This window comes from Amycolatopsis sp. NBC_00348 (assembly GCF_036114655.1).
Lineage (GTDB): Bacteria > Actinomycetota > Actinomycetes > Mycobacteriales > Pseudonocardiaceae > Amycolatopsis.
In genome coordinates, this window is record NZ_CP107994.1 from 6,970,331 (window position 1) to 6,986,509 (window position 16,179).

A 16,179-nucleotide genomic window follows, 5' to 3' on the forward strand; every position below is an offset into this window, starting at 1 on the left:
GGGAAAACCGTGTCAGACGTGGAACTCAGCACCGACCTCACCGCGCACGCCAAGCAGCTGGACGCCATCGGTGACGGGCTGCAGCAGGCCGTCGACGCGGCGAACCAGGTCAGCATGCCGACCGACGCCTACGGCATCCTCTGCCAGCCGTTCCGGATGCTGCTCGACCCGGTGGAGCAGTACGGGATCGACGCGCTCAAGGACGCCGTGCAGGCGATGACCGCCGTCTCCGGCAAGGTGCGCGAAGCCGCGGCGGCGTACCACACCTACGAAGCCGGGGTCGCCGACGATCTGACCAAGTCCACGGACGGTGCCTGATGCCCGAGGGCAACCCGCTCGTCGCGGACGCCAAGCAGGACCCCGACGGGCCGGGCGCGCTGACCGCCGGCAACGGCGACTACGGCTGGGCCGGCGGCATCGGCATCGCCGAGTCGTCGATGGACGCGTTCAACGGGATCAAGGACGGCGACTGGGTTTCCGGCGGCCTGGGCGTGCTGAGCCTGGCCGGCGAGATCGCGGGCGCGGCCGTCGACCCGTTCGGGTACCTGATGTCGTCGGTGGCGTCGTTCCTGATGGAGCACATCCAGCCGTTGAAGGACATGCTGGACTCGCTCGCGGGCAACCCGCCGGTCATCCAGTCGTACGCGGACACCTGGGGCAACGTCTCGAAGGCGCTGGGCGAGCGGAAGACCGACTTCGACAACGCGGTCAAGACGGGCACCGCGGGGTGGCAGGGCGCGGGCGCCGACGCCTACCGCAAGTTCGCCACCGAGCACAGCGACGCCCTGTCCGGCGCGGCAACGGTCGCCGGCGCGATCAGCACGGTCACCATGATCATGGGCCAGGTCGTCTCGTTCGTCCGGGAGACCGTGCGCCAGCTGATCGCGGACCTGGTCGGCAAGCTCATCGCGTGGGTGATGGAGGAAGTCTTCTCGCTGGGCTTCGGCACACCGGTCGTCGTCGCACAGGCGTCGGCCGCGATCGCCAAGTGGGGCAAGAAGATCGGCGACCTGCTCAAGAAGCTGACCGACACGATCCGCAAGGTGTCGCCGCTGCTGTCGAAGCTCGTCGACATCTTCGAGAAGATCGCCAAGGTCTTCGGCAAGGTACTGGGCAAGGTCAGTGGCCTGGACGGACTGAAGATCAAGGAGGGCGGCTTCGTCCACAAGGTCCCCAAGGGCGAGGGAGGAGTCCACGCGAGAGCCCACGGCGGCGCGGAGGACTCGCCGGACGGCTCTGACGGTTCTTCGGGCGATTCCTCGGGCGGCGACGGGTCCGGCGATTCCTCGGCCGATTCCGGTGCCGGCCATGGGAATTCGGACTCGCCGAGTGCGGACCCGATGAACACGGACTCCTCGCCGGACGCGGCCTCCCGCCGGAGCCCGAGCCGCGAGGAGCCCGGCTCCCACGCACCCGACGGCGACACATCGGCTAGCGACGGAGGCTCGCCGACCGGAGACTCGAGCCCATCGACGGCTCGCGGTGACTCTCCCTCACAGGCGGGGAACACCGGCCCGTCGACCCGCACGGGCGACAGCTCGCCTTCGCACACTGGGGACGGTCCGCCTTCCCACACAGGGGACAGCTCGCCTTCGCATGCGGGCGACTCCAGCCCGTCGGCGCGGGCCGCGGACAGCAGCCCTTCCGCGCGGGCCGCGGACAACAGTCCTTCGCCGACCCGGGCGGGTGACAGCTCGCCCTCGCACGCGGGCGACTCCAGCCCCTCCGCACGAGCCACCGACAGCAGCCCCTCCATGCATGCGGGCGACAACTCGCCCTCCCACGCCGGAAATTCCAGCCCCTCGGCACGCGCTGGCGATAGTTCGCCCGCGCACGCGGGCGATTCCAGCCCCTCCGTGCGGGCTGCCGACAGTGGCCCCGCACCGACGCACTCCGGGGCGCCCGGTCACTCCGGCTCGGGGAACCCTTCGCACTCGTCGCCCGCTGGGCGGGCTGATGGGTCCGGCTCGCACGTCGGTGGGGACAGTCCTAGCAGTGCCGCGCCGCTGCGGGGCGATGGCACCACCTCCGCCAGTGGTACCGCTCCCGCGCCCTCGCGCGCCGGTGATCCGGGGGGTCAGTTCCCGTCGCCGCGCGGTGGGGACGGTGCCGTCTCCGGTGTTCCGCCGCAGGGTGGCGCACCGATGGGTGGGGGCATGCCGCCCGGTGGCGGGCCCGGCGGTGGCGGTGGTCCCGGCGGTGGTTCCCCGCGCACCGGCGGCGGTGCCGGCTGGACCGGTACCCCGGGCAGCCCCGGGGCGCGCTCGCCGCACGTCGACGCGCCCGGGCGGCCCCGCACCGGCGGCGACCTTCCCGACGGCCGTCCACGCACCGGTCTTCCCGATGGACGGCCGCGCACCGACCTTCCTGAAGGCCGCCCGCGCACTGACATTCCCGAAGGCCGACCGCGTCCCGACCGCGATCTCCCCGAGGGGCGGCCTGGTGACGCCCCGCGTCCGCGCACTCCGGATGCGCCTGCGCCGGCCGCCCGAGGCTTCGGGCCCGGCACCCACGGGCCCGACACCCGCCCCGGTGGGCACGCTCCCGGCATCCGGCCGGGCGGACCCGGGCACACTGGACCCGGCGGTCCGCACAGTCCCGAAGGCCACGGCCCACACGAAAACGGGCCGCACGAAAACGGCAGCGGCCGCCACGACACGGACGGTGGCCCGCCCCACCACGGCGAGCCGCTCAGCCCGGACGAGGTCAACGCGCGGCACGCCGAGAGCACGCCGTCCGGTAGCTCCTACCACGCCGGTGACCCCGACATGGGCGATCTGCCGCACCGCGTGCAGCCCGATCCCGATGGCCGCTACACCGTCGACGTGCACGTCACGCCGGACGGGCACGCCCGCATCGGCGACCGGCTCTACACGCCGGAGGAGTTCGCGGATGTCTTGCGCCGCAACGGTGACTACGACGGGCGGCCCGTCCGGCTGATCGGGTGCGACGCGAGTTCCAACGACTTCGCGCACCGGCTTTCGCGTGAGCTCGACACCGAAGTGATGGCCCCGACGAAGCCGGCGTGGACCGACGCGCACGGCCGGGTCTTCTCGTCCGACTACGAGATCGGCCCGGACGGGAAGATGCGCCCGCGCATCCCGCCGGACGGCGAGTGGAACACCCACCACCCGGACGGCACCGCCCACCGCGCCGGCGACGACGGCTTCGCGCCGGACAGTCACCACGGTGACCCGCACGACGTCGACGCCGAGAGTGCCCGGCACCGCGGCGAAGGCGATGAGGACGGCTCGCCCTCCCACGCGGACGAAGACGACGACGAGTTCGACCTCGACGGCTGGGGCGAGCACGAAATCTCGCCCGCGGACCCGAGGTACGACGAACGGCTCGTCGACTTCGACCGCCCCGGGCACGAGCACCCGCACGACTCGCCGGCCAACCCGTACCACCGGCCGCCCGACTCGCCGCAGACGATCGAGTCCGGCCCGCGCCCGCGGGACCGCACCACGCCGGGCGACTTCTCGACACCGGTGCCGACCCAGCCCCGGGTGCTCGGCGACGTCGAGCTCAAGCCCGACACCGAATACCGGGTGGTCAACAAGACCAAGACCGGGGAGATCGCGTCGGAGACGCGGTTCTTCACCGACTCCGAGGGCAAGGTCAAGTGGGTCGAGTGCACGCCCGGTGGCGGCCGGACGGCCGACGGCGTCAAGCTGCCCGCGAACCCGGACTTCAACTACCCGCTGCTGCCCGACTGCCAGTACCGCGTCGACAACTTCAACGACCCGGCGAAGAAACTGGACTACCACACGGATGCCCGTGGCCAGACGGACGCCGCGACGGGGCAGCCCGAGTACCGCGAGTCGAACGAGGACTACCGCGACGCCGGCGGCCGGTTCACCGGGCAGGGCCGCGCGGGCCACGAAGGCCAGAACGCCTACCGCGGCGACCCCGACCACGGCGAAGTCCGGTGGGCGGGCGGTCACCTCGTCTCCACCGAGGGCGGTGGCCCCCCGGGGTACGGCAACATGCACGGGCAGATGGCCGCGTCCAACAGCGGGCACGCCCGCGACGGCTGGGATCCGCCGGAAACCTGGCGGCGCCAAGAGGAACAGCTCGCCTCGTACCACAACCCGCCCGACCGCGAGGTCGAGCTGCTGCAGGTGAGCACGCCGCGGCGGGCCGACGGACTGTCCGAAGAGGACGTCATGCGGTGGCGGGTCACCGAGGTCGACCCGGAGACGGGCGAGCGCGTTTCCCGGGTGTACGAGCGGGTGTTCGTCAACGTGCCGGAGAACATCGACCCCAACGCGACGGTGAGGCGTTATGGCGAGCCCTGATGAGCTGGTCCCGGCGATCTTCGACGCGGTCGGGCAGGCGCTGCCGCCGAACTGGCGGCGCGTCACGTTCCGGGTGTGGGCGACGGTCGTGGCGTACCAGACCGAACTGACGGTCGCCATGGCCGACGGCAGCTCGCCGGAGGTCGCGCCGCCCGCGGTGACGAACCTGATCGCCGCGCTGCGCGAGGTGATGTACCAGCCGGGCCGGGGCACCTGGTTCTCCGCGAGCTTCCGGCTGCGCGCGGGCGAAGAGCCCGAGGCGTCGTTCAACTACGACCAGGACCCGCGGTGGTTCCCGGAGCTGCCGCCGGTGGCGTTCGCCCGCGACGTCGCCGCTTTTCCCCGTGCGGACGAGCGGATCCCGGACTGGCTGCGCGCGCTGCTGGCCGACGCGGCGGCCGTGGCGGTGCCGGAAGACTAGGGTCACCACGACGAATCCCCCACCGGTGAACGAAAACGGAGGACCGGACAGCATGACGCTGACCCCCATCGAGCAGAACGAGCTGCTCGGCGAGATCGCCGAGTCGCTCATCGCGGCGGCCCCGCCGAACTGGCAGCGGCTGGTGTTCGACTTCATGGCCGTCGGCAAGCACGTCGACGTCGGGCTCGGCGCGGCGCTGGACAACGGCGCCCGGCAGCCGGTGCCCGTGCCGCGGGAAGTGTCGAAGCCGCTGGCGAAACTGCGCCGGGGGATGTACGCCGACGGCATCGGCACGTGGTACTCGATGGACATGGTGATCGACCGGCCCGACCGGTTCCAGGCGCGGTTCAACCGGGACGACGAGCCGCCGTTCCGGAACCCGCCGGCGCCCGAGCAGTACGCGCTGGACCAGGAGCGCTACCCGCGCACCCCCGAAAACACCCCGCCGTGGTTCCGGGCGAAGCTCGGTTCGTGACCGCGGCCGCTCGTCAGTGAACCCGGAGGGGGATGAACCGTGAGCCAGCCACGAGGACCGTTGCGGCCGGAGCAGCAGCATGAGCTCGTCCGGCAGATCGGCGCGGTGCTGACGGGGCAGGTGCCACCGGGCTGGCGGCAGTTGCGGGTCGAGTACCGCGCCGCCGGGCGGCACATCGAGGCCGACCTGCTGGTGACCGCCCCGGACGGGCTCCCCCGGACGCTGCCGCCGCACCCGGAGGCCGTGCGGCTGCTCGGCGTCCTGCGGGCGGGCATGTACCAGCCCGGGCTCGGCACCTGGCTCGGCGCGGTCCTCGTGTTCGACCCCGGCGGGCCGGCCGACGCCGACTTCGGGCGGCCCGACCTCGAACCGCCGTTCCGGCACCAGCCCCCGCCCATCGGTTTCCAGGACGAGCTGCGGTTCTTCCCGCGCGCCGACGAGCAGATCCCCGGCTGGCTGCGGGAGCGGGCCGGCCTGCCGACGTCGACCCCGGTCCCGCAGGCGCCGCTCGGCCCGGACGAGAAGGTGCGCACGCCCCGCGTCCACGACGGTCTCGACGCGTCGGGCCGGCCGGTCATCCGGCGGCCGGCCCTCGTCCCGGCCGAGATCGAGCGGTTGCTGGCCTACCTGGAGGCGGCGCCGGTCATCCTGGCGTCCCGCAGCAACGGCGCCGACGTGTTCGCGCCGGAGCGGACCGACGCCGTGCCGATGAACTTCCGCACCGACGGGGCGTGGGCCTGGCCCGGCGCCGTCGGGTACTACCTGCGTGAGCACGGGGTGCCGCCGGATCCGGACCTGGTCGCCCACATCCGGGCCCGGCGGTTCGCCGCGCCGTCGGAGGTCTCCGCCGAGGCCACGGTCCTGGCGCTGGCGGCGATCACCGGCGAACGGCTGTGACACCCAGAAAGCCTTAGACGACCGTGTAACCGGCGTTCGTCAGCGCGATCTCGATCTCCTTGCAGTGCTCGGGACCGCGGGTCTCCAGCGCCAGGGCGACGTCGGCCTCGCCGAGGTCGAGGCTGCCGGAGATCCGGGAGTGCTCGACGTCGAGCACGTTCGCGCCCTGCCCGCTGACGCACGACAGCACGCCCACGAGCGACCCCGGCCGGTCCGGGACCCGCAGGTGCAGCCGCAGGTAGCGGCCGCCGGCGGTCATGCCGTGCTGGATGATCTGCAGGAGCAGCACGGGGTCGACGTTGCCGCCGGAGAGGATCGCCACGACCGGCGGCTCGAACGCCCCGGGGTGCTGCAGCAGCGCGGCGACGGTGGCCGCGCCGGCGGGCTCGACGACCAGCTTGCGCCGTTCCAGGCAGAGCAGCACCGCCCGCGAGAGCGACTGCTCCGACACCGTCACGACGTCGTCGACCAGCGACGCGACGTGGGCGAAACTGACCGGGCCCGGCTCGCCGACCGCGATGCCGTCGGCCATGGTCGACGTCTGGCTCAGCCGGACGGGCGCGCCCGCGACCAGCGACGGCGGGTACGCGGCGGCCTCCTCGGCCTGGACGCCGATGACCTTGACGTCCGGCCGCACCGCTTTGACGGCGGAGGCGACCCCGCCGACCAGCCCGCCGCCGCCGGTGGCGACGAGGATCGTCTTGACCCCGGGCACCTGCTCGAGGATCTCGAGCCCGACCGTGCCCTGGCCGGCGATGACGTCCTGGTGGTCGAAGGGGTGGATGAACACCGCGCCGGTCCGCTCGCCGAACTCGATCGCGGCGGCGAGGGTCTCTTCGAGCAGCGCGCCGTGCAGGTGGACCTCGGCACCGTAACCGCGTGTGGCGGCCAGCTTGGGCAGCGGCGCCCGCAACGGCATGAAGACCGTCGACCGGGCGCCGAGCAGCGACGACGCGAGCGCGACGCCCTGCGCGTGGTTGCCGGCACTGGCCGCGACGACGCCCCGCGCGCGCTCCTCGTCGGTGAGGCCGTGGATGCGGGTGTAGGCGCCGCGGATCTTGAACGAGCCCGTGCGCTGCAGGTTTTCGCACTTCAGGTGCACCGGACCGCCGTGGAGCCGGCGCAGGTCGCGCGCGTGCTCCATCGGCGTCACCCGGGTCACTCCTTTGAGGAGTTCGCGGGCGGCCTGGATCCGCTCGATGGTGACGAGTTCCATGAGCCGGATGATGCCACTCAGGAGATCCACAGGTTGATCGGACCGGGAGCCGGGTACCCTTGGCGTGTCAACTTGCGGTAAACAGGGAGCAACCATGGCACGGGGGAAACCCGCGAACGCCGCTCAACGGGCGCGCGCCACCCGCTCCGCCGGGCTGGTCCCGCTCGTGATCGGGCTGGCGTCGGCCGCCGCCCTCACCGGAGCCGCCTACATCACGGTGGACAGCGCTTCGTGCGCGTCGCCGGCCCAGTACATCCGCCACGACAGCCACGTCGAGCTGGTCGGCGGCTGCGTCGACGGCGCGGACCTGCCCGCCGCGGGCACCCCGAAGTCCGGCACCGTGGTGCACGGCAACTACAACCCCTGACCTGCGCGAAGCTTTCGCAGAACGGCCCCGGAACCAGTCGGTTCCGGGGCCGTTTCGCTGTGTTCGGGACGTCAGCCGAGCGCGGTCAGCAGGTCGGCGACCAGGTCGGTGCCGTCTTCGATGCCGACCGAGAGGCGCAGCAGGTCCGCCGGCACCTGCAGCGTCGAGCCCGCGGTGCTCGCGTGCGTCATCTTGCCCGGGTGCTCGATCAGCGACTCGATGCCGCCGAGGGACTCCGCAAGGATGAAGAGCTTCGTGCGCGCGGCGACGTCCAGCGCCGCCTGCTCGCCGTCGACGTGGCTGAACGAGACCATGCCGCCGAAGCGGCGCATCTGCTTCGCCGCGATCTCGTGGCCGGGGTGCTCCGGCAGGCCCGGGTAGTAGACCTTCGCGACCTTCGGGTGCTTCAACAGTGCCTGCACGACCAGCTCGGCGTTGTCGCTGTGCCGCTCCATCCGCAGGGCCAGGGTCTTGATGCCGCGCAGGGTCAGCCACGCGTCGAACGGCCCGGGGACCGCGCCGGCGGCGTTGCGCAGGTAGAAGAACTGCTCGCGCAGCTCGTCCTCGTTGGTGACGATCGCGCCGCCGACGACGTCGGAGTGACCGCCGAGGTACTTGGTGGTCGAGTGCAGCACGATGTCCGCGCCGAGCGAGAGCGGGTTCTGCAGGTACGGCGTCGCGAAGGTGTTGTCGACGACCAGGCGGGCGCCGGCGTCGTGCGCGACCCCGGCCAGCGCGGCGATGTCGGCGATGCCGAGCAGCGGGTTGGTCGGCGACTCGCACCAGATCAGCTTGGTCTCGGGCCGGATCGCGGCGCGCACCTCGTCGAGGTTGCCGAGGTCCGCGACGGTGTGCTCGACGCCCCAGAGGCTGAGCACCTTGTCGATCAGGCGGAACGTGCCGCCGTAGGCGTCGTTCCCGAGCACGAGGTGGTCGCCGGGGCGCAGCGTGCTGCGCAGCACCACGTCGGACGCGGCCATGCCGGACGCGAAGGCGAGGGCGTGCCGGCCGCCCTCCAGCGAGGCGAGGGCCTCTTCCAGCGCGCTGCGGGTCGGGTTCGCGGTGCGCGAGTACTCGTAATCGCCCTCGCGAGTGCCGCCGACGCCGTCCTGCGCGTAGGTCGAAGTCTGGTAGATGGGCACGATCACCGCGCCGGTGCGGGGGTCGGGCTTCTGACCGGCGTGGATCGCGCGGGTCTCGAAGCCCAGTTCGGAGTAGTCGTCCACCATCCCTTCAGCATACGGCCCGGGCCGTACATTCCCGGCAGGTGGGATGGCTCTCGTCACTCACGTCCAGTGACCGGGAGGCCGCACCAGCGGGCGGTCGGCGCCGCCGCCGAAAGGGCCAGCGTCGCGACGGCCGGGGGCAGCACCAGGACCAGCGCCAGCACCCCGCCGGCCGCCAGGTCACCGGGGCCGCCGAGGTCGACGTACGCCAGCCCGGTCGCCGCCAGCAGCAGCGACGTCAGCGTCGCGACGATCGCCGTCGCGCTGCCCGCGATGCAGCCGAGGCGGCCCAGCGGGTCGTGGCGCATCAGCAGGACGCCGCCGGGCAGCAGCACCGCCGTGAGGAGCAGGTCGACCGCCGCGTGGACGGCCGTGCGGGGCGCGTCACCCGGGAACCGGACCAGCGCGACGACGTCGAGGAGCAGGCCGGCCAGGTAGAGCAGCCCGCCGACGACGGCGAGGGCCGCGGCGGCCCGCGCCGTCCGGCCGGTGGCGGAGGTGAGCGCGGAGAAGATCACGCGCCGAGGATAGGGCCACGGCGGGTGACCGCGCGATCACCAGCTCTCGGACGTGTAAGCGCCCTGGCCGGTGAACACGGGCAGCGTGGGCGTGCGGTAGCGCAGGTACCGGAAGGTCGGCGGTAGGAAGGCCAGTACCAGCACGAACACTGAAAGCCCGGCGAGGCCGACCCGGTCGACCATGGCGAGGCCGCCGTGGGTGAACATCGCGTCGACGAACCGCGACAGCGGCACCCCGGCCGACAGCGGCTCGGTCAGCAGGGCACCGATCGCCAGCAGCGCGCCGAGCCCGAGCAGGACCGCCCCCGCGGTCGCGCGGAACAACGTCGCCAGCGAGCCGAGCAACAGCACGAGCCCAGCGAGGAGGAACGCGCCCAGATCGACCAGCACCAACGCGGGCAGCATGCCGAGACTGAATTCGGCGGGCATGTCGAGAAAGATCTTGACCGGCACGAATCCGGCGGCAACGGCGGCCGGCAAACCGAGCAATCCAGCGAGAACGGCCGTTACTCCGGACGGCCTAGCGGATGAATACGAATGCGAATGAGCTACCGGGTAACCGAGCGGACCGGCCACGAATCCCCCATCGACAGAACACGAACATCGGCGCTCAGCCTAGTCTGCACCTGGGGAAGTAGTCCTAAAAAATATCGGAATTCGGCCGGACGGCGGAACCCAAGATCATTTTCCTGCGCTAAAGGCAGAAATCCTGTCACGCGATCACGGCGCGCGATTCACCGACCGCTTGTCCTATTCGGACAATTGCACGCCTCGCTATAAATGCAGCGTGCCCCGGAGCCGAAATGGCTCCGGGGCACGAAAACGGTGTTCACTCACCACTGCTGCGGCGGCTGACCGAACCCTCCGCTGGGCGGGCCCTGCTGCTGCGGCGGCTGGCCCCAGCCCTGCGGCGGCTGACCCGGCTGCTGGCCCGGTTGCTGCGGGTAGCCGTGCGGCGGCTGACCCGGCTGGCCGAAGCCACCCGGCTGCTGCGGCTGCTGGTGCGGCGGCGGGAACCCGCCACCCTGCGGCTGCGGGAAGCCGCCACTGGCCGGGTTGGGGCCGCCCGGCTGGCCGTAGCCCGGGGGCGGGCCGTAACCCTGCGGCGGCTGGCCGAAGCCCTGCGGCGGCGGACCGGGCTGCCCCGGCTGACCGAACCCGGGCTGCTGCTGCGGGCCACCGAAGCCTTGCGGCGGACCGTCGAAGCCCTGCTGCGGGCCACCGAAGCCCGCGGGCGGACCGCCGAAGCCCTGCGGACCGGTCGACGCGGCCGCGCCGTCACCGAGGCCGACGAACTGCTTGGTCGCCGGGAGGAGCCCCAGCACGCCGATCGCCAGCACGAAGATCCCGGCGACGAGGTAGAGCGCCTGGCCGTTGCCGAACTTGATCGTCGCGCCGTCCGGCACGTCGATGCTCAGCTCGATCATGATCAGGATCGCGAAGATCAGCAGCACCGCGCCGCCACCGACCGCCAGGAACGAGGCGATCTTGTTCTTCAGGAACGTGAACACGGCGGCGCCCAGCGCGGCCAGACCGCCGACCAGCACCAGGATGTAGTAGATGGTCAACGCGCCGGGCGAGATGTACTGCCCGGCGTCCTTGGCCGCCTGGATCTGCTGGTCGGTGACCTTGCCGACGGCGTCGGAGTACGTGGTGAAGTCGCTGTCGAACATGTCGACGAAGAAGAACACCACCGCGAGCAGGCCGAAGATCGCGAGCAGACCGGCCGCGATGTAGCCGAACAGCGGGTTGCCGCCGCCGGCCGCCGACGCGCCGAACTGCTGCTGCGGCGGACCCCCGAACTGCTGCTGCTGGGGACCACCGAACCCGGGCGGCCCGCCGAAGCCCTGCGGCGGCTGGCCCGGCTGGCCGAAGCCGCCCGGCTGCTGCCCGTAACCACCCGGCTGGCCGTACCCACCCTGCTGCTGGCCGAACGCCGCGGCCGGGTTGTCGGCCGCGCTCGGCGGCGGGTTGTACGGGATCGCCGGCGGCGGCTGGGATCCCGGCGGGACCAGCTGCGTGGAGTCCGCGACCGGGGCGTCACCGCCGGCCGGGTTCACCCACTGCGTCGCGTTCGCGTCGACCGGCGGCAGCGCCTGGGTCTCGCCCGCCCCGCCCTCACCCGGCTGGGCGGGCTGGACGACCTGCGTCGGTTCCGGCGTCTCCCCGAACGGGGAACCGCCTTGTGGCTGCACGACCTGCGTCGGCTCCGGACTACCGAACGGGTTGTCCTGCTGCGGATGGGGGCCACTCGGCGGGCCCTGAGGTGGCTGGTTGCCACCCCACGGCTGGTTCGGTGGCTGCGGTGCACTCATGTGGGTCTTGAACCCCCTTGACGAGGACGCGAAAGTGTTCTATTTGCGCCCACGCTATCGGATCACCCGGCAGGGCGCTCGTAACGCCCCAGCCGGGTCCGCCGATTAAGACCTTCTTCGGCTTCTGGTCACCGACCGGCCAGGAAACCCAGGAGGTCGTGCCGTGTGACGACGCCGGCCGGCTTGCCGTCGACCAGCACGAGAGCGCCGTCGGCCCCCTCGAGCGCCGTCATCGCGGAACCCACCTGCTCACCGCCGCCGATCGTCGGCAACGGCGGGGACATGTGCCGGTCGAGCCGGTCGGCCAGCTGGGCCTTGCCGGTGAACAGCGCTTCGAGCAGGTCACGCTCGTTGACCGCACCGACGACCTCGGCCGCCATCACCGGCGGCTCCGCGCTGACCACGGGCATCTGGCTGACGCTGAACTCGGCCAGGATCGCGATGGCCTCGGCGACCGTCTCGTTCGGGTGCGAGTGCACCAGGGCCGGCAGCTGGCCGCTCTTCTTCGTCAGCACGTCGGCGACCGTCGCGCCCGAGGAGTCCGGCGGCAGGAAGCCGTAGGAGGACATCCAGGTGTCGTTGAAGACCTTCGTCAGGTAGCCGCGGCCGCCGTCGGGCAGCAGCACGACCACGACGTCGTCCTCGGTGAGGCGTTCGGCGAGCTTCAGCGCGGCCGCGACCGCCATCCCGCACGAGCCACCGACCAGCAGGCCCTCTTCGAGCGCGAGGCGGCGGGTGACCTGGAACGAGTCGGCGTCGGAGATCGGGATGATCTCGTCGGCGACCTGGCGGTCGTAGGTGTCCGGCCAGAAGTCCTCGCCGACGCCTTCGACCAGGTAGGGACGGCCGCTGCCGCCGGAGTAGACCGAGCCCTCGGGGTCGGCGCCGACGACCTGGACGGCGCCGTCGCTGACCTCCTTGAGGTACTTGCCGGTGCCGGAGATGGTGCCGCCGGTGCCGACACCCGCGACGAAGTGGGTGATCTTCCCGTCGGTCTGCTTCCACAGCTCCGGGCCGGTCGAGAGGTAGTGGCTCTCCGGGTTCTGCGGGTTGGCGTACTGGTTGGGCTTCCAGGCGCCGTCGATCTCGCGGACCAGGCGGTCGGAGACGTTGTAGTAGGAGTCCGGGTGCTCGGGCGCGACCGCCGTCGGGCACACCACGACGCGGGCGCCGTACGCCTTGAGCACGTTGCGCTTGTCTTCGCTGACCTTGTCCGGGCAGACGAAGACGCACTTGTAGCCCTTGCGCTGGGCGACCATGGCCAGCCCGACGCCGGTGTTGCCGGACGTCGGCTCGACGATCGTGCCCCCGGGGCGCAGGGCGCCGGACTTCTCGGCCGCTTCGATCATCCGCAGCGCGATCCGGTCCTTGACCGAGCCACCCGGGTTCAGGTACTCGACCTTGGCCAGCACGAGCGGCTTGAGCCCCTTGGTCAACGAGTTCAGCTTGACCAGCGGGGTGTTGCCCACGAGGTCTGCGATGTGCTCTGCGTACTCCACGCCGTCAGCCTAAACGGCCTACCGGTGGCGTTGTCCACTCAGCACGTGGCAAGGCCTCCGGGCGGTCTCCGGGTGCGCGTCGGAAGTGACGGGCGTTGTGCGCGAGGTCGGGCCGTTCCGGCGCCGGCGTGTCGCTAAGCCACCAAGCCGCTACCGGTGCCGATTTCGGACCCGAGGGTCGCCGCACGCTGAGCCGTCATCCCGTCCCGGAGGTCCCGCCCGGCGCCGTGCGCGCGGTCGCGACCCATCAGAGAAGGCAGGAAGGCCCAGCAAGTGCCTCGATGTTCGACCATCCGGCTCACCTCCCCCGGTTCCGGAATGACGAAGCTCTTTCCGAAACCGATCCTATCGGGTGCCGGCATCCGGCGGTGCGTCCTTTCGAGTCAATCGCGCGCGGTCCGGCCGGTCGGCGATCGGGCGTTCTTCCCAGTCCGGGGGCCAGGTCCTGGCGACGCCGCGCTGCGCCTCGGCGCCGGCGAGCCGGGCCGCGGTCTTCGTCCCGAAATCGACCGGACCTGCGAAGACGGCGCCGTTGAAGGAGCCACGGTCGCCGCCGAAAACGGTGCCACGGAAATCGACGCGGTCCTTGAAAGCCGCTTTGTTGAAGTCGGCTTTGGTGCGGAATTCGGTGCCGCGGAAGGACACGAGTTCGAGGAACGTCGTCTCGTAGCAGACGATCGACCGGATCGAACAGTGCGTGAGGTTCAGCCCGACGAGCGTCGCCCCGGAGAAGTCGAGGTCGACGTCCGGCCAGAACCCTTCGTTCGGCTGTTCGACGGACCCGGCGCGCAGGTGCAGCATCAGGATGCGCTGCGCGGTCTTGCGGACCTGCAGCTCCTCGGCGTTCTTCGAGTTGTGCTTGAACGGCATCCGCAGGTACGCGCAGAGCACGTTGACGATGGTCTGCCGGTGCGGTGCGTACCCGCCGGCGAGCCGTTCGAGGGCGTACAACCCGGCGAGCCGGACCGGCGCCTTCTCGCTGCCGAGCTGGTCGGCGGCCTTGCTGTACATCTCGGTGACCCGGCGTTCGGTGGCGTCGTGGTCCTTCTGCACCAGGTCCAGCTCGGCGGAGCGCTGCCGCCGGGCGGCCAGCAGCAGCGCGGCCGCGCCCCCGGTGCCGACGACGATGTTGGCCGCGGTGCGCAGCGCGTCCAGCCGGGCGGAGTCCTCGGGCCGGCCCCCGCCGAGCAGCGACAGCAACAGCGTCGCCGCCAGCCCGGCGAGCAGCAGCAGGCCCGCGCCCCAGAGCAGGATCGTCCTCGTGCCCAGCACCCGCGCCTCGGTCCCCACCCGGGTGATCCTGCCAGCTCGGCTGTTGCCTTGGTCGCGTTCGGCTTTGTCCCGGGCGTGGTTCACGGCACTATGGTGAGCAACCGCTTAGCACGCTTAGCTCGCGATACGAGGATGTGTCACGTCATGCCTGAAGCCGTCATCGTCTCCACCGCGCGCTCGCCGATCGGGCGCGCCAACAAGGGCTCGCTGGTCAGCATGCGACCCGACGACCTGACCGTGCAGATGATCCAGGCGGCACTGGCCAAGGTGCCGCAGCTCGACCCCACCGACATCGACGACCTGATGCTGGGCTGCGGCCTGCCGGGGGGCGAGTCCGGGTTCAACATGGGCCGCGCGGTCGCCGTCGAGCTCGGGTACGACCACCTGCCCGGCTGCACCATCACGCGCTACTGCTCGTCCAGCCTGCAGACGACCCGGATGGCGTTCCACGCGATCAAGGCCGGCGAGGGCGACGTCTTCATCTCGGCCGGCGTCGAGACCGTGTCGCGCTTCTCGAGGGGCAGCTCGGACTCCTGGCCGGACACGCACAACCCGCTGTTCGCCGACGCCGAGAAGCGGACGGCGTCGACGGCGGAGTCCGGCACGGACAGCTGGACCGACCCGCGTACCGCCGGGGACGTCCCCGACGTCTACATCGCGATGGGCCAGACCGCGGAGAACCTGGCGCGGCAGAAGGGCGTCACGCGCGAGGACATGGACGAGTTCGGCGTCCGCTCGCAGAACCTGGCCGAGAAGGCCATCGCGGACGGCTTCTGGGCCAAGGACATCACCCCGGTGACGCTCCCGGACGGCACGGTCGTCTCGAAGGACGACGGCCCCCGCGCGGGCGTCACGGTCGAAGGCGTCTCGGGCCTGAAGCCGGTGTTCCGCCCGGACGGCCGCGTCACGGCGGGCAACTGCTGCGCGCTGAACGACGGCGCGGCGGCACTCGTCGTCATGTCCGACACGAAGGCACGCGAGCTGGGCCTGACGCCGCTGGCGCGGATCGTGTCGACGGGCGTGACGGGCCTGTCGCCGGAGATCATGGGCTACGGCCCGGTCGAGGCGTCCAAGCAGGCGCTGTCCCGCGCGGGCCTGTCGATCGGCGACATCGACCTGGTGGAGATCAACGAGGCGTTCGCCGCGCAGGTCATCCCGTCGTACCGCGACCTGGGCATCGACCTGGACCGCCTGAACGTCAACGGCGGCGCGATCGCGGTGGGCCACCCGTTCGGCATGACGGGCGCGCGCATCACGTCAACGCTGATCAACTCCCTGCAGCACCACGACAAGCAGTTCGGCCTGGAGACGATGTGCGTGGGCGGCGGCCAGGGCATGGCGCTGATCATCGAACGCCTCTCCTGAGTCGTTGAACGGCCGAAGGCCACCACCGGAAGTCTCGGTGGTGGCCTTCGGCGCGTCCGGAGGTGTGATCCGCACGCCGACACGCGTGATCGGGAGGTCAACTCGCGTGATCAGAGGGTCGACACGGCGAACCCGGACGACGGGGCCGTGTCGACCTCCCGGTCACGCGTGTCGGCTCTCCGATCACGCGTGTCGACCCTGCGATCACAACCCACCGACGTGACCCGGCCGACCCCCCGCGCACCGGGGGTCGGCTCGCGTGCCCAGAGAGTCGGGTCGCGTGCCCAGAGAGTCGGCTCGCGTACCC

Annotated in this window: 14 protein-coding genes; 7 read left to right on the plus strand and 7 right to left on the minus strand. The window is 71.6% G+C overall.

The genetic code is table 11. The annotated features are described in order from the left end of the window. The first annotated feature begins 9 nt into the window (after positions 1-9). The 5 genes from OHS58_RS30385 to OHS58_RS30405 are packed head-to-tail and all read left to right on the plus strand — an operon-like array spanning position 10 to position 6,094. Positions 10-318: a type VII secretion target gene (locus OHS58_RS30385; RefSeq protein WP_247057704.1), complete on the plus strand. Its 309-nt coding sequence runs from the start codon at positions 10-12 to the stop codon at positions 316-318. Further along, positions 318-4,301 (plus strand): hypothetical protein, encoded by a 3,984-nt coding sequence (locus OHS58_RS30390; RefSeq protein WP_328644795.1) that lies wholly within the window; start codon positions 318-320, stop codon positions 4,299-4,301. The genes OHS58_RS30385 and OHS58_RS30390 overlap by 1 nt, the downstream gene beginning before the upstream one ends. After that, positions 4,288-4,722 carry a hypothetical protein gene (locus tag OHS58_RS30395; RefSeq protein WP_328644796.1) on the plus strand — a complete coding sequence of 145 codons (435 nt, stop codon included), beginning with the start codon at positions 4,288-4,290 and terminating at the stop codon, positions 4,720-4,722. Before OHS58_RS30390 ends, OHS58_RS30395 begins: the two co-directional genes overlap by 14 nt. Positions 4,723-4,774: 52 nt before the next feature. Continuing rightward, complete coding sequence (locus OHS58_RS30400; RefSeq protein WP_326957840.1) at positions 4,775-5,197, plus strand: hypothetical protein; 423 nt, start codon at positions 4,775-4,777, stop codon at positions 5,195-5,197. Positions 5,198-5,236: 39 nt separating this feature from the next. Beyond that, positions 5,237-6,094 (plus strand): ferredoxin, encoded by an 858-nt coding sequence (locus tag OHS58_RS30405; RefSeq protein ID WP_326944374.1) that lies wholly within the window; start codon positions 5,237-5,239, stop codon positions 6,092-6,094. A gap of 13 nt (positions 6,095-6,107) precedes the next feature. Here OHS58_RS30405 and ilvA read toward each other — a convergent pair whose 3' ends face one another. Next, positions 6,108-7,310 (minus strand): threonine ammonia-lyase, encoded by a 1,203-nt coding sequence (gene ilvA / locus OHS58_RS30410; RefSeq protein ID WP_247057714.1) that lies wholly within the window; start codon positions 7,308-7,310, stop codon positions 6,108-6,110. A 94-nt stretch (positions 7,311-7,404) separates the two neighbouring features. Here ilvA and OHS58_RS30415 point away from each other — a divergent pair, with 94 nt between their 5' ends. Continuing rightward, entirely contained in the window at positions 7,405-7,677 is a 273-nt protein-coding gene (locus tag OHS58_RS30415) for a hypothetical protein (protein ID WP_326944375.1), read from the plus strand. Positions 7,678-7,748: 71 nt separating this feature from the next. Here the strand turns inward: OHS58_RS30415 and OHS58_RS30420 are convergent, their stop codons facing one another. The 6 genes from OHS58_RS30420 to OHS58_RS30445 form a co-directional block, all read right to left on the minus strand. Next, complete coding sequence (locus OHS58_RS30420) at positions 7,749-8,906, minus strand: cystathionine gamma-synthase (RefSeq protein ID WP_247057719.1); 1,158 nt, start codon at positions 8,904-8,906, stop codon at positions 7,749-7,751. 53 nt (positions 8,907-8,959) lie between these two features. Then, the gene (locus OHS58_RS30425; RefSeq protein WP_328644797.1) at positions 8,960-9,421 is read right to left on the minus strand and encodes a hypothetical protein; all 462 of its coding nucleotides are present in this window, start codon (positions 9,419-9,421) and stop codon (positions 8,960-8,962) included. Between the two features lie 36 nt (positions 9,422-9,457). Then, complete coding sequence (locus tag OHS58_RS30430; RefSeq protein WP_326944377.1) at positions 9,458-9,850, minus strand: hypothetical protein; 393 nt, start codon at positions 9,848-9,850, stop codon at positions 9,458-9,460. Between the two features lie 404 nt (positions 9,851-10,254). Next, complete coding sequence (locus OHS58_RS30435; RefSeq protein ID WP_328644798.1) at positions 10,255-11,736, minus strand: hypothetical protein; 1,482 nt, start codon at positions 11,734-11,736, stop codon at positions 10,255-10,257. A 128-nt stretch (positions 11,737-11,864) separates the two neighbouring features. Continuing rightward, complete coding sequence (locus tag OHS58_RS30440) at positions 11,865-13,235, minus strand: cystathionine beta-synthase (RefSeq protein ID WP_326944379.1); 1,371 nt, start codon at positions 13,233-13,235, stop codon at positions 11,865-11,867. A gap of 345 nt (positions 13,236-13,580) precedes the next feature. Next, positions 13,581-14,525 carry a pentapeptide repeat-containing protein gene (locus OHS58_RS30445; RefSeq protein ID WP_328644799.1) on the minus strand — a complete coding sequence of 315 codons (945 nt, stop codon included), beginning with the start codon at positions 14,523-14,525 and terminating at the stop codon, positions 13,581-13,583. A gap of 126 nt (positions 14,526-14,651) precedes the next feature. Between OHS58_RS30445 and OHS58_RS30450 the strand changes: the two genes are divergently transcribed. Then, a complete protein-coding gene (locus OHS58_RS30450; RefSeq protein ID WP_326957830.1) occupies positions 14,652-15,872 on the plus strand; it encodes an acetyl-CoA C-acetyltransferase in 1,221 nt (406 codons plus the stop codon). The last annotated feature ends 307 nt before the right edge of the window (positions 15,873-16,179 follow it).

What these genes read in the sequence shown, in the direction of transcription:
- OHS58_RS30390 (WP_328644795.1), top strand. Translation starts at nt 318, where the DNA reads ATGCCCGAGGGCAACCCGCTCGTCGCGGACGCCAAGCAGGACCCCGAC.
- OHS58_RS30395 (WP_328644796.1), top strand. Translation starts at nt 4,288, where the DNA reads ATGGCGAGCCCTGATGAGCTGGTCCCGGCGATCTTCGACGCGGTCGGG.
- OHS58_RS30400 (WP_326957840.1), top strand. Translation starts at nt 4,775, where the DNA reads ATGACGCTGACCCCCATCGAGCAGAACGAGCTGCTCGGCGAGATCGCC.
- ilvA (WP_247057714.1), bottom strand. Translation starts at nt 7,310, where the DNA reads ATGGAACTCGTCACCATCGAGCGGATCCAGGCCGCCCGCGAACTCCTC.
- OHS58_RS30415 (WP_326944375.1), top strand. Translation starts at nt 7,405, where the DNA reads ATGGCACGGGGGAAACCCGCGAACGCCGCTCAACGGGCGCGCGCCACC.
- OHS58_RS30420 (WP_247057719.1), bottom strand. Translation starts at nt 8,906, where the DNA reads ATGGTGGACGACTACTCCGAACTGGGCTTCGAGACCCGCGCGATCCAC.
- OHS58_RS30430 (WP_326944377.1), bottom strand. Translation starts at nt 9,850, where the DNA reads ATGCCCGCCGAATTCAGTCTCGGCATGCTGCCCGCGTTGGTGCTGGTC.
- OHS58_RS30435 (WP_328644798.1), bottom strand. Translation starts at nt 11,736, where the DNA reads ATGAGTGCACCGCAGCCACCGAACCAGCCGTGGGGTGGCAACCAGCCA.
- OHS58_RS30450 (WP_326957830.1), top strand. Translation starts at nt 14,652, where the DNA reads ATGCCTGAAGCCGTCATCGTCTCCACCGCGCGCTCGCCGATCGGGCGC.